The following is a 26,248-nucleotide window of genomic DNA, read 5'->3' on the forward strand; positions in this document are numbered from 1 at the left end:
GCCATGACTCAACAGACTTTCCTGGTGGAAATCGGCACGGAAGAGCTGCCGCCGAAGGCTCTTCGTTCACTGGCAGAAGCTTTTGCCGCGAATTTTACCGCCGAGCTGGATAGCGCCAACCTCGAGCACGGCGAAGTGAGCTGGTTTGCCGCTCCACGCCGTCTGGCGCTGAAAGTGGCTAATCTGAGCGCTGCACAGGCCGATCGCGAAGTCGAAAAACGCGGTCCGGCCATTGCCCAGGCGTTTGACGCCGAAGGCAAGCCAAGCAAAGCGGCCGAAGGTTGGGCACGCGGTTGTGGTATTACCGTCGATCAGGCCGAACGTCTGGCGACCGACAAAGGTGAATGGCTGCTGTATCGCGCCCACGTTAAAGGCCAGTCCGCGCAAGCGCTGCTGGCGGGCATGGTCAGCAATTCACTGGCCAAGCTGCCGATCCCGAAACTGATGCGCTGGGGCGATTCCGAGGTGCAGTTCGTGCGTCCGGTGCACACCGTGACGATGCTGCTGGGTGCAGAACTGATCCCGGGCACCGTGCTGGGCATCGATTCTGCCCGCACTGTTCGCGGCCACCGTTTCATGGGTGAGGCCGAGTTCACTATCGACAATGCCGACCAATATCCGCAGATCCTGCTGGAGCGCGGTAAGGTGATCGCCGATTACGAAACCCGTAAGGCGATGATCAAGCGTGACGCCGAGCTGGCTGCTTCGACCCTTGGTGGCAAGGCCGATCTGAGCGAAAGCCTGCTGGAAGAGGTGGCCTCGCTGGTCGAGTGGCCGGTGGTGTTGACCGCCAAATTCGAAGAAAAATTCCTGGCGGTGCCGGCGGAAGCGTTGGTGTACACCATGAAGGGCGACCAGAAGTATTTCCCGGTGTATGACGCCGCGGGCAAACTGATGCCGAACTTTATCTTTGTGGCCAATATCGAATCCAAAGATCCGCAGCAAATTATCTCCGGTAACGAGAAGGTGGTGCGCCCGCGTCTGGCCGATGCCGAGTTCTTCTTCAACACCGACCGCAAAAAACGTCTGGAAGATAACCTGCCGCGTCTGGAAACCGTGCTGTTCCAACAGCAACTGGGTACCCTGCGCGACAAGACCGATCGTATTCAGACGCTGGCGGGCTGGGTTGCCGGCCAGATTGGCGCCGATGTTAATCACGCCACCCGTGCGGGCCTGCTGTCGAAGTGTGATCTGATGACCAACATGGTCTTCGAATTCACCGACACCCAGGGCGTGATGGGCATGCACTATGCGCGTCACGACGGCGAAGCAGAAGACGTTGCCGTCGCGCTGAATGAGCAGTACCAGCCGCGCTTTGCCGGTGATGCGCTGCCAGAGTCGCTGGTGGCCTGTTCGCTGGCGATCGCCGACAAGATGGACACCCTGGCCGGTATTTTCGGCATTGGGCAACATCCGAAAGGCGACAAGGACCCGTTCGCACTGCGCCGTGCTGCACTGGGCGTGCTGCGTATTATCGTTGAGAAAAACCTGTCGCTGGATCTGCAGACCCTGACCGAAGAGGCCGTGCGCCTGTACGGCAGCAAGCTGACCAACGCCAAGGTGGTCGACGAGGTGGTCGAGTTTATGCTGGGTCGCTTCCGCGCCTGGTATCAGGAAGAAGGCCATGCCGTTGACACCATTCAGGCGGTGTTGGCACGTCGTCCGACCAAACCGGCAGACTTTGACGCTCGCGTTAAAGCCGTAACCCACTTCCGTACCCTGGAAGCGGCAGCAGCGCTGGCTGCGGCCAACAAACGCGTTTCCAATATTCTGGCCAAATCTACCGATACGCTGAATGACCGTGTACATGCCTCGGTATTGAAAGAAGCGGCTGAGATCCAATTGGCGACTCACCTGGTGGTGCTGCGCGATAAGCTGGAGCCGTATTTTGCGGCAGGCAACTATCAGGATGCGCTGGTGGAACTGGCTGACCTGCGTGAGCCGGTCGATGCGTTCTTCGACAACGTCATGGTGATGGCAGAAGACGAAGCGGTGCGTGTGAACCGTCTGACGCTGCTGAGCAAGCTGCGTGAGCTGTTCCTGCAGGTAGCGGATATCTCCGTGCTGCAATAAGCGGTTCTGCTGTGAAAAGGCGCCTTAGGGCGCCTTAGTTTGGTGACAAACACCCGAAAAACGTGGTTTTCGGATGTTTGGGATAAACCAGAAGACATAATTCTTTGCTTTTATTAGCACTCGAAATAGTACTTTTAACCATAAATAACTATGTCAGCAGTCTGAGGCGCCTTAGGGCGCCTTTTTTATTGCTGTTTCCGCAGTGGGCGGTTTTGTGTCAAACCTGTTCCTTTTAACGCTGCCAATAGCTCACCGACTTGGGGGCTGACTTGGGGGGTAGGGCTTTATTTCAGCGCTCTCAAATCATGTTCGACATGGTTTCAGATATCGCTATTACTCCCCTTTCACCGAAGAATAAGCCCCGAAAGGTGAATCGCGTATCGTATCGCACTCAGTTGATCTATTCTTATAGGCGCAGGGAGTGCAGAAAAAGGGACGGAGTCCGATGAAAAAGCAGGTTTATAACAGGAGTTATGTCACATGGCGGTAGGGATCCAGAGCAGAAATTTCGCGCGTTGGTTGGCCCCGGTATTGGCATTGTTGGTGGTCATGCAATTGACTGCTTGCGGCGATAAAGAGCCGGAACAACGCAAGGCGTTCATTGATTACATACAGAATACGGTGATGCGCAGCGGCGCGAAAATCCCGACGCTGAGCGAAGATCAGAAACAGAAGTTCGGCAACTATGCCGGTGATTACGCCATTTTGGTCGGTTTTTCACAGCAGTTGTCCAAATCACTGGATGCCAGCCTGACGCCGGCGTTGGATCAAATTAACCAGATCCGCACCGCGCAGGACTACATGAGCAAGCGTGATATGCTGCAACAGTCCGTGGGGGCGCTGAACCTGCTGGGGCAGCAGATCCAGTCAGCCAAGTCACAGGCGGATACCGCCCGGGCCGCACTGAAGCAACCTGACGACCTGAAAGCGGTGTATAACCAGGCCTATGACAAGATTGTCACCGGGCCGGCCAATGCGCTGATGCCGGTTATTCCTACTACCGCCAGTTTCGTTCAGGATCTGGTGCAGGTTGGGGATTTCCTGCGTACTCAGGGTAATCAGGTGAGTTTTAACAATAACGGCGTGCAGTTCCGTACCTCCCAGCAGGCAACGCAGTACAACACCATGATGTCGAATCTGGTGGCCAAGCAGCAGGATTTACTGAACGCACAGAAAACCGTTTCAAGCGTCACCCAGTAATAGTGTAAACGCAGAAGCCGGCATAACGGCTTCTGCCATTTCCCTTCCAGTCTTTCCAACAGCTTGCTCACTTCCTGACCGACGCTTCTGTACTACACTTCAATTAATCATCGTTTTCCAATATGTAGTTTTCTTTCATTCATCGCACCGCTATTTCCCGACGGGATGAATGCTCACAGGGAAGAACGTCCCCCAAACCAGGATTCGGTAGCCACCGATAAATAAATTGTGACCAACATCACAATTCAAAAACAAACACGCAATATCAAAATGTGATGTATATCTCATTTTTATCGGTTTTCAGGGCGAGTTCAGACCATTGTCTTTTTTTTACACCGAGTAAGTGTGACGCATATCACTATAACCACCCTGCCAATGGGGTGTTGTTGGTGATCTGCGTCACAAATGTTCGGAAGGTTCGCCGGGCAAAAAACAGCGTGATAGAGTCCATTTAGTAGACAGCACCAACACAGCTGGACCGTTACAACAATAATCACGCGCTCTATTGTCAGCGCGTAACAATAGGGGTGTGTTTTATGTTTTCACCAGACATCAAAGTCAAAGTTCAAAACTTTGGCCGCTTCTTAAGCAACATGGTGATGCCCAACATTGGCGCATTTATCGCCTGGGGTATCATCACCGCGTTATTCATTCCTACCGGCTGGCTGCCGAACGAAACCTTAGCCAAGCTGGTTGGCCCAATGATCACCTACCTGCTGCCGTTGCTGATCGGCTTTACCGGTGGCCGGTTGGTGGGTGGCGATCGCGGTGGCGTGGTCGGTGCCATCACTACCATGGGTGTGATTGTCGGTGCGGACATGCCGATGTTCCTCGGCGCGATGATTGCCGGTCCGTTGGGCGGCTGGGCGATCAAGCATTTTGACCGCTGGGTAGACGGCAAGATCAAAAGCGGTTTTGAGATGTTGGTGAACAACTTCTCCGCCGGCATTATCGGTATGTTGCTGGCCATTCTGTCGTTTATGGCCATTGGTCCGCTGGTAGAAGGGTTGTCGCATATCCTGGCTACCGGTGTAAATATCATGGTGACCAACAACCTGTTGCCACTGGCGTCGATCTTCGTGGAGCCGGCGAAAATCCTGTTCCTGAACAACGCCATTAACCACGGCATCTTCTCACCGCTGGGCATCCAGCAGGCGACAGAAACCGGTAAATCCATCTTCTTCCTGATTGAAGCCAACCCAGGTCCGGGTATGGGCGTGCTGATGGCCTACATGTTCTTTGGTCGCGGCAGTGCCAAGCAGTCTGCGGGCGGTGCGGCGATCATCCACTTCTTCGGGGGTATTCACGAAATCTACTTCCCGTACGTACTGATGAACCCACGCCTGCTGCTGGCGGTGATCCTGGGCGGTATGACCGGCGTATTCACCCTGACCCTGTTGAACGGCGGTCTGGTTTCTCCGGCTTCTCCTGGCTCGATTCTGGCGGTGTTGGCGATGACGCCGAAGGGCGCTTATTTTGCCAACCTGGCGGCCATCGGTGCGGCATTTGTGGTGTCATTTGTGGTCGCCAGTTTCTTGCTGAAAACCTCAAAAGTGAAAGAAGAGGACGACCTGGAAGAGGCGACTCGCCGCATGCAAGAAATGAAGTCGCAGTCTAAAGGCGGTGCAGCGGCTCATGCCGCCGTGGATGGTGACCTGACCACGGTACGTAAAATCATCGTTGCCTGCGATGCCGGTATGGGCTCCAGTGCGATGGGGGCCGGTGTGCTGCGCAAGAAAGTGGCAGATGCCGGGCTGAAAAACATCTCGGTGACCAACAGCGCGATCAACAGCCTGCCGGACGATGTGGATCTGGTGATCACTCACCGTGATCTGACCGAGCGCGCGATGCGTCATGCGCCACAGGCTCAGCATATCTCGCTGACCAACTTCCTCGACAGCAAGCTGTATAACGATCTGACCGAGCGCCTGGTGGCGGCCAACAAAACCACCGATAACCAACAAAAAGTCATTAGCACGCTGGACGACAGCTTTGAAGCGAGCGAGCAAAACCTGTTCCGACTGAGCGAAAGTAACGTGTTCCTTAACCTGCAGGCCAGCGACAAAGAGCAGGCGATCCGCTTCGCCGGTGAGCAACTGGTCAAAGGTGGCTACGTTGAACCGGAATACGTCCCGGCGATGCTGGAGCGCGAAAAACTTACCTCCACCTATCTGGGCGAGTCGATCGCCGTGCCGCACGGCACCATCGAAGCCAAAGACCGGGTGTTGCGCACCGGCGTGGTGTTCTGCCAATACCCGCAGGGCGTGCGTTTTGGTGATGAAGAGGATGAGGTGGCTCGGTTGGTCATCGGCATCGCGGCTCGCAATAACGAACATATCCAGGTGATCACCAGCCTGACCAACGCGTTGGATGACGATGGTGTCATCGAGCGGCTGGCGAATACCACCAGTGTGCAGGAAGTGTTGGATCTGCTGGGTGGCAAAAAAGTCGGATAACAGAATCATTTTAAGGGGTGCAGCTTGCTGCACCCTTCGACATTAGAAAGGTAGGAATATGAAAGCATTACATTTTGGTGCGGGAAATATTGGGCGTGGTTTTATCGGCAAGCTGCTGGCAGACGCGCAGGCCGAACTGACCTTTGCCGACGTTAACCAGACGGTGCTGGACCTGCTGAACAGCCGTAAAAGCTATCAGGTCCACGTGGTCGGCGAGCAGGCCCGGGTCGAGCAGGTTAACAACGTCAGCGCGGTGAACAGCGGCAGTGAAGAGGCTGTCGCGCTGATCGCCGAAGCGGATATCGTGACCACCGCCGTGGGCCCGCAGATCCTGGCTAAAATTGCCGGGACTATCGCCAAAGGGCTGATCAAACGTCATCAGCAGGGCAACAGCCAACCGCTAAACATCATCGCCTGCGAGAACATGGTGCGTGGCACCAGCCAGTTAAAACAGCACGTGTTCGATGTCTTGCCGCAGGATGAGCAGGCATGGGTCGAACAGCATGTCGGCTTTGTCGACTCGGCGGTTGACCGTATTGTGCCGCCGGCCGAAGCAGGCAGCAGCGATCCACTGGAAGTGACGGTAGAAACCTTCAGCGAGTGGATTGTCGATCAGACCCAGTTCAAGGGCCAGCCACCGGCGATCGCCGGCATGGAGCTGACCGATAACCTGATGGCGTTTGTTGAGCGCAAGCTGTTCACGCTCAATACCGGCCATGCGATTACCGCCTATCTGGGCCAGCAGGCCGGGCTGCTGACCATTCGCGATGCCATTCTCGACCCGACGATCCGTCGCGTGGTGAAAGGTGCTATGGAAGAAAGCGGTGCGGTGCTGATCAAACGTTACGGTTTTGATGCCGCCAGGCACGCTGCTTACATCGACAAAATCCTCAGCCGCTTTGAGAACCCGTATCTGCACGACGACGTTGAGCGTGTGGGCCGTCAGCCGCTGCGTAAGCTGAGCGCCGGCGATCGCCTGATCAAACCGTTGCTCGGCACGCTGGAATACGGTCTGCCGCATGCCAATCTGATCCAGGGGATTGCTGCTGCCATGAGCTACCGCAGCGAGCAGGATCCGCAGGCCAAAGAGCTGGTGGAGCTGCTGGCCAAACTGGGGCCAAAAGCGGCGCTGGCGCAAATTTCCGGCCTGCCGGCGGAAAGTGAGGTTGTAGAACAGGCTGTTGCTGTGTATAACGCCATGCAAAAGTAGATTCGGCATGATGAATCTTCGGGCGCAGCCCATTGCGCCCCTACACCCCGACTTCAGCATTGACGGCGCCACCCAGGCCATTCGAAAAGCGACGATGGAAGAAACACAGGCATTTGAAAATCAGGTTCTGGAACGACTGAACGCAGGCAAGACGGTGCGCAGTTTTCTGATCGCGGCGGTAGAGCTGCTGGCGGAAGCGCTCAACGTGCTGGTGGTGCAGGTGTTCCGCAAGGACGACTATGCGGTGAAGTATGCCGTCGAACCCCTATTGTCCGGTGCCGGGCCATTGGGTGAACTGTCGGTGCGCCTGAAGCTGATGTATGGGCTGGGGGTGATTTCACGTCACGAGTACGAAGATGCCGAACTGCTGATGGCGATGCGCGAAGAGCTGAACCACGATGGGGAGGAATACCGCTTTGTCGATGATGAAATTCTCGGGCCGTTTGGCGAACTGCATTGCGTGGCCGCACTGCCACCGGTGCCCACCTTCCTGCAGCCTGGTGAGGCGGACGAATCGCTGATCGCCATGCAGCGTCAGCGATATCAGCAGGTATTGCGTTCGACTATGGTGCTGTCGGTCACCGATCTGATTGCCGGCATCGGTGCCAAGCAACCGTCCCGGCTTTCCCCGCTCGGCCGCAATTAAGCAAAGGCCGCGCGCCACTCGTCGAATAACAGCCACAGAGCCGTGGCTGCCATCAACCCCGCCATGACGCCATTAAACACCCGCAGTTTCCAGGTCACGCGCAGCGCATCACGCAGGCGATCGCCCAATATCGCCCATACCAGTACGCAAGGAATGTTCAGGGCGGTGAAACCGGCAATGATCATCAGCGTATGGCTGAGGCTGGCCCCTTCGCGTGGGGTGAACAGAATGGCCACGTTAATTGCCATCAGCCAGGCTTTGGGATTCACCGCCTGAAACAAAGCGCCGTGGATTAAGCGCATCGGCTGTGCCTGTTGTTTACCGTCCGGCGATGCCGCCCTGAACAATTTCCATGACAGCCACAGCAGGTAGGTACAGCCGATCACCGCCAGCGGAAAGCGAATCATACCGGCTGAACTCAGGATCAGAGCCAGCAGGGTGGTGGTCAGAGCCAGTTGTACCGCACAGCCGACGCTAATGCCAAACACCATTGGCAGGGTGCGACGCAGACCAAAATTAACCCCGGACGATGCCAGCAGCAGGTTGTTGGGACCAGGGGTAATCGACATGACGGTGACATAACTGATAAAGGCGGAGTCCAGCATAAGGGTTCCTTAAAAGGCCGAGGAGCAAGGGAACCAGCATAAAACCTACGGGCAGATGGTGACAGAACCAAAAACCCGCTATTGTCATGGATACAGTTGTATCAAATTCAAACTGTACCCATTGCCTGGAGACAAACTGTGACCCTGCTCGATGAAATGCCGGAAACGCGTTATCAGCAACTGGCGGATACGCTGGCGGAAGCCATACGCCGCGGCACGCTGCTGCCCGGCAGCCGTTTACCTTCGGTGCGCCGCTGCGCGCAGACCCATAGCGTCAGTATCAATACCGTGGTGGCGGCTTACCGCACGCTGGAAGATCGCGGGTTGATAGAAGCACGGCCACAGTCTGGTTTCTATGTGTGCAACACCTTGCCGGCGCTGAAAGCCGCCTCACCGACCAGCAGCCGGATAGAGCCACCGGCGGATGACGTACTGGCGTTGATCGACACGGTGTTCGCCGCCCAGCAGAATTCGGCGTTCACCAACCTTTCGCTGGCCTGCCCGCAGACCTCTGATTTCTATCCCGGCGGCAAGTTGGGACGAATGCTTTCCTCGCAGTTACGCCGTCAGCCGAATCTTATTGGCCAGTACGCGTTGCCGCCCGGTAGCCTGCGGCTGCGCCAGCAGATCACCCGGCGTTCGATGACGTTGGGCATGCTGCTGGAGCCCGGCGATATCACACTGACTCACGGCTGCATGGAGGCGCTGCAACTGGCACTGCGTGTAACCACCAGGCCGGGCGACTGCGTCGGGCTGGAGTCACCGACCTATTTTTATCTGCTGCCGCTGCTGGCCAGCCTGGGGTTGAAGGCGCTGGAAATCCCTACCGATCCGCAGCACGGGTTGTCGCTGGATGCGCTGGAACTGTTGCTGAACGAGAAGCGGCTGAATGCGGTGATCGCCATGCCGACGGTGCAAAACCCGTTGGGCTGCACCATGCCGTTGGCGGCCAAAAAACGTCTGGCGCGGCTGATGAACGATCATCAGGTGCCCCTGATTGAAGACGGGCTGTACGCAGAGCTGCAGTTCGGCGGTGCGCTGACCCCGGCGGTGAAAGCTTTCGATCGCGACGGCTGGGTGCTGTTCTGCTCCAGCTTTACCAAGACGCTGGCGCCGGACTTCCGCATCGGCTGGATCAGCGGCGGCCGCTTTAACGAGGCATTGCGCAAGCTGAAGGCGGTATCGTCGATGTCGGAATCGCAGTTGCTGTCGGAAACGCTGGCGATGTTCCTGGAAACCGGCGGCTACGATCATCATCTGCGCAACCTGCGAAAACGCTATGCTGCCCAGGTGGATGAAGCACGGGCGCTGATTGCACGCCATTTTCCACGCGGTACCCGGGCGACTCAGCCGGCGGGCGGTTTTGTGTTTTGGGTGGAGTTCCCGGCCGGGGTCGACAGCGTGGCGCTGTTCCACCAGATGCTGGAGGAACAAATATGCCTGACGCCGGGCACGCTGTATTCCCCCAGCGGCCGCTATCGCAACGCATTGCGGCTCTCCTGCTGTTATCCGTTTAATGCGCGTTACAGCCAGGCGCTGGCGCGTGTCGGTGCCAAAGCCTGCGAGATGAGTGGCTTGCCGCCGGGCATTGCGCAAGACGAGTAACCACGCGCGCATTTTGCTACAATGTGGTCATCATTGATTAGCGTGCCGTACAGGCACAACAGGCCAGAAACCATGAAAGAGATAGAAAAGGCAGAGATCAAGCGCCTTAGCGACCTGCTGGACGCACTGAAGCACAAAGATACCCTGGTAATCCAACAGGGCAATCTTGACCTGATCGCTCAGCACACCAAAGAAAAAGAGAAGATGGCAGCAGAAATCGAGCGCCTGAAAGGCGTGCGCGTTGAGAAGCTGAGCGCCGAAGCGCAAAAGCTGAGCCAACTGCCGTTTAGCCGTGAAATCACCAAGAAAGAACAGGCGGACATGGGCACGTTGAAGAAAAACGTGCGCGGCCTGATCGTGGTGCACCCGATGACCGCACTGGGTCGTGAAATGGGCCTGAAAGTGGTCACCGGTTACGCCAAGAAAGCCTTCTGATTACCGGTACCCGTCATACTTGAAGTTGCATCTGTGTTAGCTGCGAGCGCTTACCCCAGTCACTGACTTGAGTCAGCTCCTGGGGACTCTCGCTCTTGCCGCCTTGATGCAACTCCAATTATTTTGGGTATGTGGCGCCCGGTTTTCATAGCTTGGTAGTGAAATACGCCTTGGTTTGATAGGGCACGGTCACGCTGTCCTTGCCCTGCAATTCCCCTTCCTCTGCCACCAACTGCCGAATCTGTTCGATCACCTGTTCCTGCTGCTGTGGCGGTAAGGCGGCGATAAAGCTGGTGGAGCGCACCCGGTTAAAAATCACATCCTCAACCGCACCCTGATGGCCGAGCATAAACACCTGCTCCTGCAACGCATCTAAGCCTTTGAACGGGAAAAGTTTACGCCATTCACCGGTGTAGAAACGCGGCGCGTCGCCTTCGTGACGGTCAACAATCTGATTCAGCTTACGCACCCAACTCACACGTGCATCACGCATGTTCCACACCAGGCCAAGTTTGCCGCCGGGCTTAAGGATACGTTGGATTTCGGCCAAAGCCTTTGGTGTGGCGAACCAGTGGAAGGATTGCGCGCAGACCACCGCGTCGACCGACTCATCCGGCAGCGGGATCGACTCCGCGGTGCCCGCCAGGGTTTTTACCTGCGGCAGTGCGGCCGACAGCTTTTCCAGCATCTGTGCCACCGGTTCAACGGCGATCACCTGCGCACCGGTTTCCAGCAGGCGCGGGGTGAACTTGCCGGTACCGGCACCGAGATCGATCACCGTCATACCGGCGTGCAGGCCGATGGTGTCGCGCAGCCAGGTGGTGATTTCCGGTGGGTAGTCTGGGCGACCTTTAACGTAACGATCGGCGTTGGCCTGGTAGCCTTCGGCTGCCGCGTGGTGGATCGAATGAGACGGGGTGTTCATAACTTTGCTCCTGCCTGAAAGAGGGGGTCGGAACGACCGACGCTGAACAGTATAGGTCGATGAAAGCTTTTAGCGCTGCATGCGGCATCAGGCTTGATTCCTGAGCGGTCTTGTTCAGCGGCCGAGCAAACGGCGATTAAAGTCTTCAAGACGGCCTTCGCTGATGCGCATCAGCATGGTTTTGCTCCAGCTGGCGGACAGCCCGGCTACCGCCAGCAGGCGGCGATACTGTTCTTCATCAAACGGCATATGCCAGGCAATACCGATGGCCTCGGCAACCGAGACATCGCTGTTGCGCGTCACCAGTTCCAGCGGATGATCGCCGCTGACTTTACCGGCAGACACCACGCGGTACAGCCAGCCACAGCGGCCGCTTTGCTGCATCAGCACCGAGATGTCATCGATATCAAAATGGTAGTTGAGCTTAAAGCACGGAGAGCGAGGCTGGGTGACCTGGATCAGCGCTTCGCCCCAGCGGAAGATATCACCCATAAACACGTTGTGTTCGGTCAGCCCCAGGGTAGAGATATTCTCACCAAAGGCCGGTGCGCTGAACTGTTCTGCCTGCGCCGGAAACTGCTCGCGCCAGTGGTGGTAATGTTCACGGGGATAGTGACACAGCGCGCGGTCTGGCCCGCCGTGATAACTTTTTTCCGCCTGTTCGTCGCCTTCCAGGCCGAGCGGGGTCAGCTTGACGGCTCCGTCCACCAGACGTTTGGCAATGCCGCTGGGCCGCCCGCCTTCGTAGGGTTGGATAGTGCCGATGTAAACCTCTGGGTGATGCATATGCGCCTCCATGTCTCGCGTCGAAGGTCCAGCATAGCCTGAGTTGGCAGGGAGGAACAATAACCCGCCCGAGAGGTTTCGGGCGGGGGAAGCATCAGAAGGTGGTCCAGTTGTCTTGCGCGGCGGTATGGGTAGCCTGGGGTTTGCCGACCGGTGTTTTGATGACGGCGCTTTTCACTGCGGCAGGGGCCTGATGCTCTGCCAGTCGGAACACCGAGACGCTCTGCAACAGCATTTCCGCCTGTTCTTCCAGCGAGTCGGCGGCGGCGGCGGATTCTTCCACCAGCGCGGCGTTCTGCTGGGTGGTGTGATCCATTTCGACAATCGCCTGACCAATTTGGGCGATGCCGCGGGTTTGCTCGTCGGAAGCGGCAGCAATCTCCGCCATGATGTCCCGCACATGGGTGACCGACAGAACGATTTGCTCCATGGTATTACCGGTGTTTTCCACCAGGCTGGTGCCGGTCTGTACCCGACTGACCGATTCGGTAATCAACCCTTCGATCTCTTTGGCTGCCTGGGCGCTGCGCTGTGCCAGGTTACGCACCTCGCTGGCCACCACTGAGAAGCCGCGCCCTTGCTCTCCGGCGCGCGCGGCTTCTACGGCCGCGTTGAGCGCCAGAATATTGGTCTGGAAGGCGATGCCGTTGATCAGGGTAGTAATTTCGGCGATCCGCTGCGAACTGCTGGAAATATCACGCATGGTGTTGACCACGCTCGCCACCAGCTTGCCGCCCTGTTGGGCCGTCTGAGAAGCATCGGTGGCCAACTGGTTGGCATGGTGGGCGTTTTCGGCGTTCTGCTTCACCGTGGCGGTCAGTTGTTCCATGCTGGCGGCGGTTTCTTCCACCGCGGCGGCCTGCTGTTCGGTGCGTGAGGACAAATCGGTGTTACCGGCGGCAATCTCTGCGGCGGCGGTGGACACCTGGCTGACCCCCATCTGGATTTTTTCAATCATATCGCGCAGGTTCTGGCTCATCGCTGCCACGGCGTTCAACAGCTGACCCAGTTCGTCGCGACGGGTGCTGGTCTGCGCCTGACGCAGATCGCCGCTGGCGATGCGTTCCGCCAGCGCCAGCGTACTTTGCAGCGGTCGGGTGATCTGCAGCGTGATGCGCCAGGCCACCAGCAACCCGGCAATAATGGCGATCAGCGTGGTGATGCCCATCTGCCACTGCGCCGAATTGATATCGTTATGGGTTTGCGTCAGTTCGTCCTGCATAAAGGCGTTAACCAGCGTGCCCACTTCCTGCGCGCTGTTGCCCAGCCGTTGGCTGATCGCTTGTTCCTGCTGATAGGCTGGCAGGTAGGCTTCAATGCGGTTTTTGTAGTCGTCGAGCGCGGTCAGCAAGGGCTGCAACAGAGGGCGCTGGGCGTCGCTGAGCCGCCGACTGAGCGCGTTGGCCGCGCTGCGTGCATCGTCAATCGCTGCCACCAGCGGGGCTTCAGATTCCGCACTCAGGCTCAGTAACAGGCCACGGGCACCGTAGCGCACCAGAGTCAGCTTCTGGTTCAACTGAATAAAGGCCAGTTGCAGGTCAGCGTTGGTGATTTGGCGCTCCACCTGGTTAAGACTGTCCTGCACTTCCGACATGTTCCAGCTTTGACGTACCGCGTCTTTCGCCGCCACCGCTTGCTCGAAGGCGTTTTGCTGCTGCTGGTATTGGCCGATCAGCCCAACCAGGCGCTGCAGGTCTTTTCGGCTCTGGGGATCCCAGTCCAGATCCTGGCCCTGGTTGATCAGCTTCACCGCGTTTTCGATATTGGTGCGGTTGTTTTTCAGGTATTCCGGTTTGTAGGTTTGGCCGAACAGTGCACGGTTGTATTTGGCCTGATTGATCTCGTCGTTCAGCCGGTTGCTGAAGTCGATGCGATCGGCGCGGGATTCGATAATATGCAGATACTGCGCGCCGGTTCCGGCGATGATTGCCGTCAGCAACAGCATCAGACCAAATCCAAGGCCCAGCTTTTTACCCACGGTGAGATGAACGAATTTTCCTGCCAATGTTTGCAATGCCGCCATAGTGATTTTCCTTTCCGGGCGAACGTCAATTGAACAAACTATCGGCAAAGGAAGGTCAAACTTTAGCGAATTTTGGGCAAAAAAATGCCCGCATTAAGCGGGCATCTTCATAGCCGGGGACGAATTACTTCTTCGCCGCGAAGCGTGCTGCTGCTTCGTCCCAGTTAACCACGTTCCAGAATGCCTTGATGTAATCTGGACGTTTGTTCTGATATTTCAGGTAGTAAGCGTGTTCCCATACGTCCAGGCCGACGATTGGGAAGCCTGAAGCGCCGGCAACGGCTTCGCCCATCAGCGGGCTGTCCTGGTTAGCGGTAGAGACCACAGCCAGTTTGTCGCCTTTCAGCACCAGCCAGGCCCAACCTGAACCGAAGCGGGTCGCTGCGGCTTTCTCGAATTCTTCCTGGAATTTCTCAACGCTGCCGAAATCACGTTCGATAGCGGCTTTCAGATCGCCACCCAGCGTGGTGCCGATTTTCAGGCCTTTCCAGAACAGGCTGTGGTTAGCATGGCCACCGGCGTTGTTACGCATGAAGGTGCGCTTGTCAGCAGGGACTTTATCCAGGTCCTGGATCAGTTCTTCAACGCCGTATTGAGCCAACTCTGGGTAGGCTTCCAGCACGGTGTTGGCGTTGTTAACGTAAGTCTGGTGATGTTTGGTGTGATGGATTTCCATCGTCTGCTTGTCGAAATGCGGTTCCAGTGCGTCGTAGGCGTACGGCAGGGATGGCAGTGAATAACTCATGATCATCATCTCCAATGGTATAGGGGCGGCGCAATATGTGAGCACCGCGTAAGCAGTCGGATCATTATAGTTATTTAAATGATATTGAAAATGATTATCAATGCCCTACTTATTGTAGGGTTTTTGGTTAGTCCACAATACGCTGCGGGTGGGTAAACACCGTGGCGCGGCCGGGTTTGCTGAAGCCGACCAGCGTCAGGTTGCTGCGTTCGGCAATTTCCACCGCCAGTGAGGTGGCCGCAGAAACCACAAACAGGATCTCGACGCCGCACATGGCCGATTTTTGCACCATTTCGTAACTGGCGCGGCTGGAAACCAGGATAGCTCCCTGCTGCCAGTCTTGTTTCGCGCGCACCCCGAGCAGCTTGTCGAGTGCGACGTGGCGACCTACATCTTCACAGCCACCCAGCAGTTCACCCTGTGGCGAAATCCAACTGGCGGCGTGGGTACAACCGGTGAGTTGGCCGACGGCCTGCACCTGCTTGAGTTGCCCCAGGGCACGGTCGAGGTTGGTGAGGGAAAAGGTCTGGGTGAACGGCAAAGCAGGCAGCGGGCGAAAAATATCCGCCAACTGTTCGATGCCACACACCCCGCAGCCGGTGCGGCCTGCCATGGCGCGGCGACGTTCTTTTAAACCGGCAAAGCGACGGCTGGAGAGCTCGATTTGCACCTCCAGTCCATTACAAGTTTGGTTAATCTCTATACTGTAGATATCGCGCGGTGACTCAATGATGCCTTCGGACAGAGAAAAACCCAGGGCGAAGGCCTCCAGATCCTTGGGGGTACACATCATCACCACGTGAGAGATGCCGTTGTAGACCAGTGCGACCGGAACCTCTTCCGCCAGCCAATCCTGTTGTGCGGTAGTGAGTTGCCCACGTTGATAAACCTGAGACTGGGTTACCCCCGTGAGCAAGGTCTCATTGATGTCATTGATATGTTGGTCTGGCTTTATATTGTTCACTTAAGTGGCACCTGTCTGTAACAACCACATACACGCTGTGGTAATATTGCCGCGTAAAAACAACAGTAATTTTAGCGCTTCCCGCTTCCAGGGGGAAAGCGCCATTTGAAACAATGTGACAATCGCAAGTGAAAGGAGACCCCCATGCAGGTCAGCAGAAGGCAGTTCTTTAAGATCTGCGCTGGCGGTATGGCAGGGACGACGGTGGCTGCTCTGGGCTTTGCCCCGGAAGTGGCGTTAGCGGAAACCCGGCAGTACAAACTGCTGCGCGCCCGTGAAACCCGTAATACCTGTACGTATTGTTCCGTCGGCTGTGGGCTGTTGATGTACAGCCTTGGTGATGGCGCCAAAAACGCCAAAGAAAGCATTTTCCACATTGAAGGCGACCCGGATCACCCGGTCAACCGCGGCGCGCTTTGCCCGAAAGGCGCAGGTTTGGTCGACTTCATCCACAGCGCCAGCCGTCTCCAATACCCGGAGTACCGTGCGCCAGGCTCTGATAAATGGCAGCGCCTCAGTTGGGACGACGCCTTCACCCGCATCGCCAAGCTGATGAAGGAAGACCGTGACGCCAACTTCGTTAAAACCAACGAACAGGGCGTGACCGTCAACCGCTGGCTGAGTACCGGCATGCTGTGTGCCTCGGCTTCCAGTAACGAAACCGGTTATTTAACGCAAAAATTTAGTCGCGCTCTCGGCATGCTTGCCGTAGACAACCAAGCACGTGTCTGACACGGACCAACGGTAGCAAGTCTTGCTCCAACATTTGGTCGCGGTGCGATGACCAACCACTGGGTTGATATCAAGAACGCGAATCTGATTATCGTCATGGGCGGTAATGCGGCGGAAGCGCATCCGGTGGGGTTCCGCTGGGCGATGGAAGCCAAAATACACAATAAAGCCAAGCTGATCGTCATCGATCCGCGCTTTACCCGTACCGCATCGGTGGCGGATTTCTACACGCCGATCCGTTCCGGGACCGACATTGCCTTCCTGTCGGGCGTGTTGCTGTACCTGATGACCAACGACAAGATTAACCGCGAATACGTCCACGCCTATACCAACGCCAGCCTGCTGGTGCGGGAAGACTTTACCTTCGAAGACGGCCTGTTCAGCGGTTATGACGCGGAGAACCGCAAGTACGATAAAACCACCTGGAACTACCAGTTCGACGAAAACGGCTTCGCCAAGCGTGATCTGACGCTGCAGGACCCGCGCTGCGTGTGGAACCTGCTGAAACAGCACGTCAGCCGTTATACGCCGGAGGTGGTGAACAATATCTGCGGTACGCCGACCGAAGATTTCATCAAGGTCTGTGAATACATCGCCGAAACCTGCGTGGCGGATAAAACCGCGTCGTTCCTGTACGCCCTGGGCTGGACTCAGCACTCGGTCGGCTCGCAGAACATCCGTACCATGGCGATGATCCAGCTGTTGCTCGGCAACATGGGCATGGCGGGCGGCGGCGTCAACGCGCTGCGCGGCCACTCCAACATTCAGGGTCTGACCGATCTGGGTCTGCTGTCGCAGAGCCTGCCGGGCTATATGACGCTGCCGTCGGAGAAACAGACCGATCTCGACACCTACCTGAAAGCCAATACGCCGAAGGCGCTGCTGCCAGGCCAGGTGAACTACTGGAGCAACTACCCGAAATTCTTCGTCAGCATGATGAAGAGCTTCTACGGCGACAAGGCGCAGAAGGACAACGGTTGGGGCTTTGACTGGTTGCCGAAGTGGGACAAAGGCTACGACGTGCTGCAGTACTTCGAGCTGATGTCACAAGGCAAGGTCAACGGTTACTTCTGCCAGGGCTTCAACCCGGTGGCGTCGTTCCCGAACAAGAACAAGGTAGTGGCCTCGTTGTCAAAACTGAAGTTCCTGGTGACCATTGATCCGCTCAATACCGAGACCTCCAACTTCTGGCAGAACCACGGCGAGTTCAACGACGTTGATCCGTCGAAGATTCAGACCGAAGTGTTCCGCCTGCCGTCCACCTGCTTCGCCGAAGAGAACGGTTCGATCGTCAACTCCGGGCGCTGGCTGCAGTGGCACTGGAAGGGCGCGGATGCCCCGGGTGAAGCGATGAACGACGGGGAAATCCTGGCGGGCATCTTTATTCGTCTGCGTGAGATGTACGCGCGTGACGGCGGTGCGGTACCGGAACAGGTACTGAACATGACCTGGGATTACCTGACGCCGGAAAATCCTGCTTCGGAAGAAGTGGCGATGGAAAGCAACGGTAAAGCGCTGGCGGATGTACTCGACGCCGACGGCAAAGTGTTGGCGCAAAAAGGTGAGCAGCTCAGCACCTTTGCCCATCTGCGTGACGACGGCACGACGGCCAGCGGCTGTTGGATCTTCGCCGGTAGCTGGACGCCAGCCGGTAACCAGATGGCGCGGCGCGATAACGCCGATCCGTCCGGCCTCGGCAATACGCTGGGTTGGGCCTGGGCCTGGCCGCTCAACCGCCGCATTCTGTACAACCGTGCGTCGGCCGATCCGCAGGGCAAGCCTTGGGATCCCAAACGTCAGTTGCTGGAGTGGGACGGCACCAAGTGGGGCGGGGTCGATATCCCGGACTACAGCGCCGCCGCACCGGGTAGTGACGTTGGGCCATTCATCATGCAGCCGGAAGGCATGGGCCGCCTGTTCGCCACCGATAAAATGGCCGAAGGGCCGTTCCCGGAACACTACGAGCCGTTTGAAACGCCGCTCGGCACCAACCCGCTGCACCCGAACGTGGTTTCCAACCCGGCAGCTCGGGTGTTCAAGGACGATCTGGCGGCAATGGGCACGTCCGACAAGTTCCCGTACGTCGGGACCACTTATCGCCTGACCGAGCACTTCCACTACTGGACCAAGCACGCGGTACTCAACGCCATCGCGCAGCCGGAACAGTTTGTGGAGATTGGCGAGAAGCTGGCGGAGAAAAAAGGCATTCAGCACGGGGATACGGTGAAGGTCAGCTCCAACCGCGGGTTTATCAAGGCCAAGGCGGTGGTGACCAAGCGTATCCGCACCCTGCAGGTGAATGGGCAAGACGTCGACACCATCGGTATCCCGATCCACTGGGGTTACGAAGGGGTGGCGAAGAAAGGCTTTATTGCCAACACGCTGACGCCGTTTGTCGGTGATGCCAATACGCAAACGCCAGAGTTCAAGGCGTTCCTGGTCAACGTGGAAAAGGTGTAACGGAGACGAATTATGGCAATGCAATCTCAGGACATCATTCGTAAATCCGCCACCAATGGCTTCACGCCGGCGCCACGCGCCCGTGACCACCAGGAAGAAGTGGCCAAACTGATCGATGTCACCACCTGTATCGGCTGCAAGGCCTGTCAGGTGGCCTGTTCCGAGTGGAACGACATCCGCGATGAAATCGGGCATAACGTCGGGGTGTACGATAACCCCGCCGATCTGACCGCCAAGTCGTGGACGGTGATGCGCTTCTCCGAAGTGGAGGAAAACGGCAAGCTGGAGTGGCTGATCCGCAAGGACGGCTGCATGCACTGCGCTGATCCGGGCTGCCTGAAGGCCTGTCCGTCGGAAGGGGCAATCATCCAGTACGCCAACGGCATCGTCGACTTCCAGTCCGAGCACTGCATCGGTTGCGGTTACTGCATCGCCGGTTGCCCGTTCGATGTGCCGCGCATGAACAAGGACGACAACCGGGTGTACAAGTGCACCCTGTGTGTCGATCGCGTTGATGTCGGCCAGGAACCGGCCTGTGTGAAGACCTGCCCGACCGGCGCTATCCATTTTGGCACCAAGGACGCCATGAAGGAGATTGCCGCCGAGCGCGTCAGCGAGCTGAACACCCGTGGTTATCAGAACGCCGGTCTGTACGATCCGGCGGGCGTGGGTGGCACCCATGTGATGTATGTGCTGCACCATGCCGACAAACCGCAGCTGTATCACGGTTTGCCGGATAACCCGACCATCAGCCCGGCGATCACGTTCTGGAAAGGCGTGTGGAAACCCCTGGCGGCCATCGGCTTTGCCGCCACCTTTGCAGCGAGTGTGTTCCACTATGTCGGTGTCGGTCCAAACCGCGTCGAAGAGGAAGACAACGACGAGCTGCACGATGAGGAGACGCGCAAATGAGGAAGGAAAAGCGTATTCAGCGCTACAGCGCGCCGGAGCGGATTAACCACTGGATTGTGGCGTTCTGCTTTGTGTTCGCCGCCATCAGCGGGCTGGGGTTCTTTTTCCCCTCCTTCAACTGGCTGATGAACATTTTCGGCACGCCGCAGTTGGCGCGCATTCTGCACCCCTTCGTTGGGGTGATCATGTTTGCGGCCTTCCTGCTGATGTTCCTGCGCTACTGGAAGCATAATCTGATTAACCGCGAAGACATCGTCTGGGCCAAAAACATCCAAAAAATCGTCATGAACGAGGAAGTGGGTGACACCGGGCGTTATAATTTCGGTCAGAAGTGCGTATTCTGGGCGGCAATCATTAGCCTGGTGTTGCTGCTGGCCAGCGGTGTGGTGATCTGGCGGCCGTACTTTGCGCCGTCCTTCCCGATACCGCTGATCCGCATCGCGCTGCTGGTGCATTCGCTGGCTGCGGTGGGGTTGATCATCGTGATTATGGTGCACATTTACGCTGCGCTGTGGGTAAAAGGCACCATTACCGCCATGGTGGAAGGCTGGGTGCCGGCGGCCTGGGCTAAAAAACATCATCCGCGTTGGTACCGAGAGGTCCGCGAGAAACAACAGGAAGACAAACCCTGATGAGCATCCGCATTGTTCCTAAAGAGCAACTAGGGGCACAGCGTGAGAAGTCCACAACGGCGGAAACCATCCCGCCGTTACTTTTCGCGAATCTGAAAAGCCTTTACAGCCGCCGTGCTGAACGCCTGCGCAAGCTGGCGACCGACAACCCGCTGGGCGACTACCTGAACTTCGCCGCCCAACTGGCCGAGGCGCAACATCATGCGCTGCACGACAACCCGCTGACGCTGGATTTGACCGACGCGTTGCAGCAGAGTGCCGCCAGCGGCAAACCGCCGCTGGATCTGAGCGTCTACCCGCGCAGTGAACACTGGCACAAGCTGCTGGCCTCGCTGATTGCCGAGTTGCGCCCGCAGGCGCCGGAACACATTCTGGCGGTGCTGGATAACCTGGAAAAGGCCTCGTCACACGAGCTGGAGTTGCTGGCCGACGCCTTGCTTAACCAGGATTTCGGCAAAATTGGCAGCGAGAAAGCGCCGTTTATCTGGGCCGCGTTGTCGCTCTATTGGGCGCAGATGGCCGGGCAAATCCCTGGCAAAGCGCGCGCGGAATATGGCGAACACCGCCAGTTCTGCCCGGTATGCGGTAGCATTCCGGTGTCCAGCGTGGTGCATATCGGTACCGTCAGCGGCCTGCGTTATTTGCACTGCAACCTGTGCGAAAGCGAATGGCACGTGGTGCGGATCAAGTGCAGTAACTGTGAGCAAACGCGCGATCTCAACTATTGGTCGCTGGACAGCGAACTGGCGGCGGTGAAGGCGGAAAGCTGCGGTGACTGCGGCACTTACCTGAAGATTTTGTATCAGGAAAAAGACCCGCAGGTTGAAGCGGTTGCCGACGATTTGGCCACGCTGGTGCTCGACGCCAAAATGGAAGATGAAGGCTTTGCCCGCAGCAGCATCAACCCGTTCCTGTTCCCGGGGTCGTAATCTCTGGCATATTGGGCTGAATGTATTCGGCCCTTAGCATTTACCGGATGATTAATTTCGGATTGGGCTTCTGGCATTCGCCCGGGCGAGTTGCTACGTTTACGGCATGACGCGCGAAGCGAAAGGAAAGGGATTGACGATGTTGAAGACCATTGCGAAATTGACGGCGGTTGCAGTTTTGACCCTTGTGCTGGCGGCCTGCGACAACAAGGACGACACCAAGCCGGAAGTGCCGAAGCCGGATACAAAACCGACCGTCACTCAACCTGCACCGCCACCGCCGGTGGTGGAGGCCCCACCCGCGGCGCCTCCAGGCCTGAAAGTCTCGATGCAAAAGGGCAAGATTACCTTTGAATTGCCGTCGGGCTTTAGCGATCAGACCGAGAACAGCGGCATTATCAACGACAGCAAATCCACCATTCAGCGCTTCCTTGACGGCAAGTCGCGTCAGAGCACCGTCTCTTCCGAAGTGATCCCGCCGGACGACATGAAGCTCAACAGCAGCGATAAAATGCTGAAAGAGCTGACCCAGAGCATTATCACCGAACTGGGCGACCGCTATCAGAACATCAAGACCACTAAAGAAGAGAGTTTCACCGTTGGTAAACAGAAATTCCATCGTCTGGATACCGAGCAGAGCGTCAACGGGCAGAAGGTGATGTCCACCATCATGCTGACGGTATTCAATAAGCGGGTGGTGACGTTGCAAATGTTGTCGCCGGCCAAAACGCCGGAGGCGCATCAGGCGCTGGTTCAGCAGGTTATCGACACGCTGGCGGTGAAATAACACCGCTGTGGTTTGCAAACCGAGGGGAAGACTGATGAAGCTTATTGGCAGTTACACCAGCCCTTTTGTCCGCAAGATTTCCGTGATGTTGTTAGAAAAGGGGATCGCGTTCGAATTCGTTAACGATCCGCCGTATGAGCCGGGCAGTCGGGTGGTGGAGCTGAATCCGCTCGCCAAGGTCCCGGTGCTGGTGGCCGAAGACGGTGCCGTCTTTTACGACTCGCGGGTGATCGCCGAATACCTCGAACTGCTGTCGGTGGCCCCGGCGTTTTTGCCCGCCGATCGCGCGGCAGCGCTGCGCATTCGTCAGGTGGAAGCCCTGGCGGATGGTGTAACCGAGGCCGCCGCCACGCTGTTTCGCGAGAGCAAACGGGCGTCGGAAAAACAGGACGAAAACTGGATCCTGCGCCAGCGCGCCAAGCTGACGCACGGACTGGACGCGCTGGAAAAACTGGCGCAGGAAAAAACGCTGCTGAACACCGACACGCTGACGCTGGCCGATATCGCCACCGGCTGCGCGCTGGGCTACCTTAATTTCCGCCGCATCATGCCCAACTGGTGCGTTGAGCGACCGGCGTTGATCAAGCTGGCCGAACGGCTGTTTGCCCGCGAAAGCTTTGCCCGCACCTCGCCCCCCTGATCTCCCTCACCCCGCTGCTGCGGGGTTTAGATTGATGACAAACACCCGAAAAACGTGGTTTTCGGATGTTTGGGGTAAACCAGGAGACATAATTCTTTTGTTTTTATTGGTACTCAAATCATTACGTTAACCACCAAGGCTTGGTCAGCAGTCTTACCCCGCTGCTGCGGGGTTTTGCTTTATGCCGAGACCACTACATTAAAACCGAGCGACCATGAGCACTGAATCCCAGTATCTTTACAGCCAGTTACCCGCCATTGACCGCCTGCTGCGCGATCCCGCTATTGAACCGCTGGTGGAACAACATGGCCAGACGCTGATTAGCGACCTGCTGCGCCAACTGCAACTGCAGGCGCGTGAAACCATTAAACAACATCAACGGCTGCCCGACTGGTGCGCCGATTGGCCGCAGGCGCTTGGCGCAGCGCTGGCACAACGGCAGCGCACGGCGTTGACACCGGTATTCAACCTGAGCGGTACCGTGCTGCACACCAATCTGGGCCGTGCCCTGCTGGCGCAGCCGGCGATTGAGGCGGTGACGCGCTCAATGGGAGAGCCGGTGACGCTGGAATACGATCTGGATGGCGCCGGGCGTGGGCATCGCGATCGCGCCATCGCGGATTTATTGTGTCAGCTGACCGGCGCGGAAGACGCCTGTATCGTCAATAACAATGCGGCAGCGGTGCTGCTGATGCTGGCGGCAATCGCACCCGGCAAGCAAGTGGTGGTGTCGCGCGGTGAGCTGGTGGAAATCGGCGGTGCATTTCGCATACCTGACGTGATGCGTCAGGCGGGCTGCCAGTTGGTGGAGGTGGGCACCACCAACCGCACTCACCTGAAAGACTACCGTAACGCCATTAACGACCAGACCGGGTTGCTGATGAAGGTGCATACCAGTAACTACAGTATTCAGGGCTTTACCGCCGCGGTGGACGAAGCCGAACTGGCGCAGCTCGGTGCAGAGCACGGCCTGCCGACCGCCACCGATCTGGGCAGCGGCTCACTGATTGATATGGCGCAGTATGGTCTGCCGGCCGAGCCTATGCCGCAGCGGTTGCTGGCCGCCGGGGTTGATCTGGTGACCTTCTCCGGTGACAAACTGTTGGGCGGCCCGCAGGCCGGTATCATCGTCGGTAAAAAGGCGCTGATTGCCCGACTGCAGCAGCATCCTTTAAAGCGTGCGCTGCGCGTTGGCAAGCTGACGTTGGCAGCGCTGGAGGCTACCTTGCGGCTCTATCAGCAACCCGAGCTGCTGGCACAACAGCTGCCGACGCTGCGATTGCTGACTCGCCCACAACAGGCAATGCAGCAGGCCGCCGAGCGACTGTTGCAGGCGCTTACGCCACAGTTTGCCGGGCATTTCCAACTGCGTGCCGAACCCTGCTGGTCGCAGATTGGCAGCGGCTCGTTGCCGGTGGATCGGTTGCCGAGCTATGCACTGACCTTTACGCCGAAGGACGGCCGCGGCGCGACGCTGGAGGCACTGGCGGAACGCTGGCGCCGTCTACCGCAGCCGGTGATTGGCCGAATTAACGACGGCCGGCTGTGGCTCGATCTGCGCTGCCTGGAGCAGGAAGAGGCGTTGATTGAGGCATTGAGCGCATGATTATTGCTACCGCAGGCCATGTCGACCATGGCAAGACCACCTTGCTGCAGGCGATCTCCGGGATCAACGCCGATCGTCTGCCGGAAGAAAAACGCCGGGGCATGACCATAGATCTGGGCTATGCCTACTGGCCGCAGCCCGATGGTCGGGTGCTGGGCTTTATCGACGTGCCTGGCCATGAAAAATTCCTCGCCAATATGCTGGCGGGCGTTGGCGGCATTGACCATGCGCTGCTGGTGGTGGCCTGCGACGACGGTGTGATGGCACAAACTCGTGAGCACCTGGCGATCTTGCGGTTGAGCGGCCGCCCGGCATTGACGGTGGCGCTGACCAAGGCCGATCGGGTGGATGAGGCGCGTATTGATGAGGTACGGCAGCAGCTTGGCGAAGAACTGGCCCGCCAGGGTTGGCATCAGGTGCCAATGTTCGTCACTGCTGCGCTACAGGCGCGGGGCATTGATGCACTGCGTGCGCACCTGTTGGCATTGCAGCCTGACGAACATGCGTTGACGCGCCGTTTCCGCCTGGCGGTGGATCGCGCATTCAGCGTGAAGGGGGCGGGTTTGGTGGTGACCGGCACTGCATTGGGTGGAAAGGTCGCGGTGGGTGACCTACTGTGGCTGACCGGTGTCGATGCTCCGGTGCGGGTACGAGGTTTACACGCTCAAAATCAGCCGGTTGAGCAAGCGCAAGCCGGGCAGCGTATCGCCCTGAATATCAGCGGTGACGTCAGCAAAGAACAGGTGGCACGCGGTGACTGGCTGCTGGCGCAAAAGCCGCTGTTGCCCGCCGAACGCATTCTGGTCGCACTGGATGCCGATCGGCCGATACGCCACTGGCAGCCACTGCATCTGCATCATGCCGCCAGCCATATCACCGGGCGAATTTCGCTGCTGAATGAAGGCTTGGCAGAGCTGCTCCTCGATCGCCCGTTGTGGCTGGCGGAAAACGATCGGCTGGTGCTGCGAGATATTGGCGCACGCCAAACGCTGGGGGGAGCCAGGGTGCTGAGTTTGACGACGCCGAAACGTGGCAAGCGCCAACCTGAGTATCTGGCCTGGCTGGCAGCGCTGGCACAGGCTGACGACGACCGACAGGCGCTGGCGTTGCATCTGCCTAACGGCGCACTGGATCTGGCCGCTTTTTCCTGGGCACGGCAACTGACCGAAGGCGAACTGGCGTCGCTGTTGGCGGGCCGTGAATTGCTGATTAGCGGCAATATGGCGCTGGCGCAGGAGAATGCCCAGCAGGGCCAACGGCGTCTATTACAGGTATTGGCCGAGTATCATCAGCAGCATGCCGATCAGCTCGGTCTGGGGCGGGCACGCCTGCGGCGTATGGCCTTGCCTCAGTTGGCTGAACCGCTGGTATTTATGATGATCGATCGGCTGCTGGCCGAGGGGGTTATACACAATACGCGGGGCTGGTTGCACCTGCCGGAGCACGGTTTGGCCTTCAGTGCAGAAGAGCTGGCTCTGTGGGTGCGTATCGAGCCATTGTTCGGCGACGAGGCCTGGTGGGTGCGCGATCTGGCGACCGAATTGGGCGAGGATGAGGCCCAGGTGCGGGCGACGTTGCGTAAAGCGGCGCAGTTGGGGCATGTCACGGCGGTGGTGGTGGATCGTTACTACCTAAGCCGACGCATAGAACAGTTCGCTGCACTGATCCGCGAGCTGGATGTGGAACAGGGCAGTGCTAACGCCGCCGATTTTCGCGATCGTCTTGGTGTGGGCCGCAAGCTGGCGATCCAGGTACTGGAGTTCTTCGACCGCAGCGGTTTCACCCGCCGCAAAGGTAACCAGCACCTGCTGCGTGATAGTGGGTTGTTTAAAATGTGATGTTGCTTTAGCCACACTTGTTCAATATTTGATAGATTA

Annotated in this window: 21 protein-coding genes; 15 read left to right on the top strand and 6 right to left on the bottom strand. The window is 57.8% G+C overall.

Annotation, left to right across the window (positions count from 1 at the left end):
- The first annotated feature begins 3 nt into the window (after positions 1 to 3).
- The 5 genes from glyS to QOT07_RS00210 all read left to right on the top strand — a co-directional run bounded on the left by glyS (position 4) and on the right by QOT07_RS00210 (position 7,585).
- Positions 4 to 2,073: a glycine--tRNA ligase subunit beta gene (glyS, locus tag QOT07_RS00190; RefSeq protein ID WP_207978704.1), complete on the top strand. Its 2,070-nt coding sequence runs from the start codon at positions 4 to 6 to the stop codon at positions 2,071 to 2,073.
- 480 nt (positions 2,074 to 2,553) lie between these two features.
- Positions 2,554 to 3,273 carry a DUF3053 domain-containing protein gene (locus QOT07_RS00195; protein ID WP_099062268.1) on the top strand — a complete coding sequence of 240 codons (720 nt, stop codon included), beginning with the start codon at positions 2,554 to 2,556 and terminating at the stop codon, positions 3,271 to 3,273.
- A 536-nt stretch (positions 3,274 to 3,809) separates the two neighbouring features.
- Positions 3,810 to 5,729: a PTS mannitol transporter subunit IICBA gene (locus QOT07_RS00200; RefSeq protein ID WP_099062267.1), complete on the top strand. Its 1,920-nt coding sequence runs from the start codon at positions 3,810 to 3,812 to the stop codon at positions 5,727 to 5,729.
- Between the two features lie 58 nt (positions 5,730 to 5,787).
- Positions 5,788 to 6,939 carry a mannitol-1-phosphate 5-dehydrogenase gene (locus QOT07_RS00205; RefSeq protein ID WP_283602384.1) on the top strand — a complete coding sequence of 384 codons (1,152 nt, stop codon included), beginning with the start codon at positions 5,788 to 5,790 and terminating at the stop codon, positions 6,937 to 6,939.
- A gap of 94 nt (positions 6,940 to 7,033) precedes the next feature.
- Positions 7,034 to 7,585: an MltR family transcriptional regulator gene (locus tag QOT07_RS00210; RefSeq protein WP_283604263.1), complete on the top strand. Its 552-nt coding sequence runs from the start codon at positions 7,034 to 7,036 to the stop codon at positions 7,583 to 7,585.
- Here the strand turns inward: QOT07_RS00210 and QOT07_RS00215 are convergent.
- Positions 7,582 to 8,190 (bottom strand): LysE family translocator, encoded by a 609-nt coding sequence (locus tag QOT07_RS00215; protein WP_099062264.1) that lies wholly within the window; start codon positions 8,188 to 8,190, stop codon positions 7,582 to 7,584. The two genes, QOT07_RS00210 and QOT07_RS00215, sit on opposite strands and share 4 nt — an antisense overlap.
- A gap of 138 nt (positions 8,191 to 8,328) precedes the next feature.
- Between QOT07_RS00215 and QOT07_RS00220 the strand changes: the two genes are divergently transcribed.
- Both QOT07_RS00220 and QOT07_RS00225 read left to right on the top strand, forming a co-directional pair.
- Positions 8,329 to 9,795, top strand: coding sequence for an aminotransferase-like domain-containing protein (locus QOT07_RS00220; protein WP_085115204.1), 1,467 nt, complete (start codon positions 8,329 to 8,331; stop codon positions 9,793 to 9,795).
- A gap of 72 nt (positions 9,796 to 9,867) precedes the next feature.
- Positions 9,868 to 10,230: a YibL family ribosome-associated protein gene (locus QOT07_RS00225; protein ID WP_099062263.1), complete on the top strand. Its 363-nt coding sequence runs from the start codon at positions 9,868 to 9,870 to the stop codon at positions 10,228 to 10,230.
- A gap of 145 nt (positions 10,231 to 10,375) precedes the next feature.
- On the opposite strand, the gene QOT07_RS00230 is transcribed toward QOT07_RS00225, so the two are convergent.
- The 5 genes from QOT07_RS00230 to fdhD all read right to left on the bottom strand — a co-directional run bounded on the left by QOT07_RS00230 (position 10,376) and on the right by fdhD (position 15,673).
- Positions 10,376 to 11,155: a class I SAM-dependent methyltransferase gene (locus QOT07_RS00230; protein ID WP_099062261.1), complete on the bottom strand. Its 780-nt coding sequence runs from the start codon at positions 11,153 to 11,155 to the stop codon at positions 10,376 to 10,378.
- Positions 11,156 to 11,269: 114 nt separating this feature from the next.
- Positions 11,270 to 11,941, bottom strand: a complete 672-nt coding sequence (yiiM, locus tag QOT07_RS00235) for a 6-hydroxyaminopurine reductase (RefSeq protein ID WP_283602385.1) — start codon at positions 11,939 to 11,941, stop codon at positions 11,270 to 11,272.
- Positions 11,942 to 12,035: 94 nt separating this feature from the next.
- Positions 12,036 to 13,964 (bottom strand): methyl-accepting chemotaxis protein, encoded by a 1,929-nt coding sequence (locus QOT07_RS00240; protein WP_283602386.1) that lies wholly within the window; start codon positions 13,962 to 13,964, stop codon positions 12,036 to 12,038.
- Between the two features lie 124 nt (positions 13,965 to 14,088).
- Positions 14,089 to 14,709 (bottom strand): superoxide dismutase [Mn], encoded by a 621-nt coding sequence (sodA, locus tag QOT07_RS00245; protein ID WP_085115209.1) that lies wholly within the window; start codon positions 14,707 to 14,709, stop codon positions 14,089 to 14,091.
- A 127-nt stretch (positions 14,710 to 14,836) separates the two neighbouring features.
- Positions 14,837 to 15,673: a formate dehydrogenase accessory sulfurtransferase FdhD gene (fdhD, locus tag QOT07_RS00250; protein WP_099062258.1), complete on the bottom strand. Its 837-nt coding sequence runs from the start codon at positions 15,671 to 15,673 to the stop codon at positions 14,837 to 14,839.
- A gap of 144 nt (positions 15,674 to 15,817) precedes the next feature.
- On the opposite strand from fdhD, the gene fdnG reads away from it, so the two are divergent.
- The 8 genes from fdnG to selB all read left to right on the top strand — a co-directional run bounded on the left by fdnG (position 15,818) and on the right by selB (position 26,209).
- A complete protein-coding gene (gene fdnG, locus QOT07_RS00255; RefSeq protein ID WP_283602387.1) occupies positions 15,818 to 18,865 on the top strand; it encodes a formate dehydrogenase-N subunit alpha in 3,048 nt (1,015 codons plus the stop codon).
- A 12-nt stretch (positions 18,866 to 18,877) separates the two neighbouring features.
- Positions 18,878 to 19,777 carry a formate dehydrogenase subunit beta gene (gene fdxH, locus QOT07_RS00260; RefSeq protein ID WP_085115213.1) on the top strand — a complete coding sequence of 300 codons (900 nt, stop codon included), beginning with the start codon at positions 18,878 to 18,880 and terminating at the stop codon, positions 19,775 to 19,777.
- The gene (fdoI, locus tag QOT07_RS00265; protein WP_085115214.1) at positions 19,774 to 20,409 is read left to right on the top strand and encodes a formate dehydrogenase cytochrome b556 subunit; all 636 of its coding nucleotides are present in this window, start codon (positions 19,774 to 19,776) and stop codon (positions 20,407 to 20,409) included. The genes fdxH and fdoI overlap by 4 nt, the downstream gene beginning before the upstream one ends.
- Complete coding sequence (fdhE, locus tag QOT07_RS00270) at positions 20,409 to 21,338, top strand: formate dehydrogenase accessory protein FdhE (protein WP_085115215.1); 930 nt, start codon at positions 20,409 to 20,411, stop codon at positions 21,336 to 21,338. The genes fdoI and fdhE overlap by 1 nt, the downstream gene beginning before the upstream one ends.
- 139 nt (positions 21,339 to 21,477) lie before the next feature.
- Positions 21,478 to 22,125 carry a DcrB-related protein gene (locus tag QOT07_RS00275; RefSeq protein WP_283602388.1) on the top strand — a complete coding sequence of 216 codons (648 nt, stop codon included), beginning with the start codon at positions 21,478 to 21,480 and terminating at the stop codon, positions 22,123 to 22,125.
- Positions 22,126 to 22,159: 34 nt separating this feature from the next.
- Entirely contained in the window at positions 22,160 to 22,765 is a 606-nt protein-coding gene (locus QOT07_RS00280) for a glutathione S-transferase (protein WP_085115218.1), read from the top strand.
- A gap of 214 nt (positions 22,766 to 22,979) precedes the next feature.
- Positions 22,980 to 24,371 carry an L-seryl-tRNA(Sec) selenium transferase gene (selA, locus tag QOT07_RS00285; protein ID WP_283602389.1) on the top strand — a complete coding sequence of 464 codons (1,392 nt, stop codon included), beginning with the start codon at positions 22,980 to 22,982 and terminating at the stop codon, positions 24,369 to 24,371.
- Positions 24,368 to 26,209 carry a selenocysteine-specific translation elongation factor gene (gene selB, locus QOT07_RS00290; RefSeq protein ID WP_283602390.1) on the top strand — a complete coding sequence of 614 codons (1,842 nt, stop codon included), beginning with the start codon at positions 24,368 to 24,370 and terminating at the stop codon, positions 26,207 to 26,209. The genes selA and selB overlap by 4 nt, the downstream gene beginning before the upstream one ends.
- Positions 26,210 to 26,248 lie beyond the last annotated feature (39 nt).

The sequence above is a fragment of the Serratia proteamaculans genome (genome assembly GCF_949794035.1).
Taxonomy (GTDB): Bacteria; Pseudomonadota; Gammaproteobacteria; order Enterobacterales; family Enterobacteriaceae; genus Serratia; species Serratia proteamaculans.

Coding starts and splice junctions, on each gene's coding strand:
- QOT07_RS00275 (WP_283602388.1), top strand. CDS start 21,478: ATGTTGAAGACCATTGCGAAATTGACGGCGGTTGCAGTTTTGACCCTT.
- QOT07_RS00230 (WP_099062261.1), bottom strand. CDS start 11,155: ATGAACACCCCGTCTCATTCGATCCACCACGCGGCAGCCGAAGGCTAC.
- selB (WP_283602390.1), top strand. CDS start 24,368: ATGATTATTGCTACCGCAGGCCATGTCGACCATGGCAAGACCACCTTG.
- QOT07_RS00215 (WP_099062264.1), bottom strand. CDS start 8,190: ATGCTGGACTCCGCCTTTATCAGTTATGTCACCGTCATGTCGATTACC.
- QOT07_RS00280 (WP_085115218.1), top strand. CDS start 22,160: ATGAAGCTTATTGGCAGTTACACCAGCCCTTTTGTCCGCAAGATTTCC.
- glyS (WP_207978704.1), top strand. CDS start 4: ATGACTCAACAGACTTTCCTGGTGGAAATCGGCACGGAAGAGCTGCCG.
- fdhE (WP_085115215.1), top strand. CDS start 20,409: ATGAGCATCCGCATTGTTCCTAAAGAGCAACTAGGGGCACAGCGTGAG.
- sodA (WP_085115209.1), bottom strand. CDS start 14,709: ATGAGTTATTCACTGCCATCCCTGCCGTACGCCTACGACGCACTGGAA.
- QOT07_RS00225 (WP_099062263.1), top strand. CDS start 9,868: ATGAAAGAGATAGAAAAGGCAGAGATCAAGCGCCTTAGCGACCTGCTG.
- QOT07_RS00200 (WP_099062267.1), top strand. CDS start 3,810: ATGTTTTCACCAGACATCAAAGTCAAAGTTCAAAACTTTGGCCGCTTC.
- selA (WP_283602389.1), top strand. CDS start 22,980: ATGAGCACTGAATCCCAGTATCTTTACAGCCAGTTACCCGCCATTGAC.
- fdxH (WP_085115213.1), top strand. CDS start 18,878: ATGGCAATGCAATCTCAGGACATCATTCGTAAATCCGCCACCAATGGC.
- QOT07_RS00210 (WP_283604263.1), top strand. CDS start 7,034: ATGGAAGAAACACAGGCATTTGAAAATCAGGTTCTGGAACGACTGAAC.
- QOT07_RS00240 (WP_283602386.1), bottom strand. CDS start 13,964: ATGGCGGCATTGCAAACATTGGCAGGAAAATTCGTTCATCTCACCGTG.
- QOT07_RS00205 (WP_283602384.1), top strand. CDS start 5,788: ATGAAAGCATTACATTTTGGTGCGGGAAATATTGGGCGTGGTTTTATC.
- yiiM (WP_283602385.1), bottom strand. CDS start 11,941: ATGCATCACCCAGAGGTTTACATCGGCACTATCCAACCCTACGAAGGC.
- fdoI (WP_085115214.1), top strand. CDS start 19,774: ATGAGGAAGGAAAAGCGTATTCAGCGCTACAGCGCGCCGGAGCGGATT.
- QOT07_RS00195 (WP_099062268.1), top strand. CDS start 2,554: ATGGCGGTAGGGATCCAGAGCAGAAATTTCGCGCGTTGGTTGGCCCCG.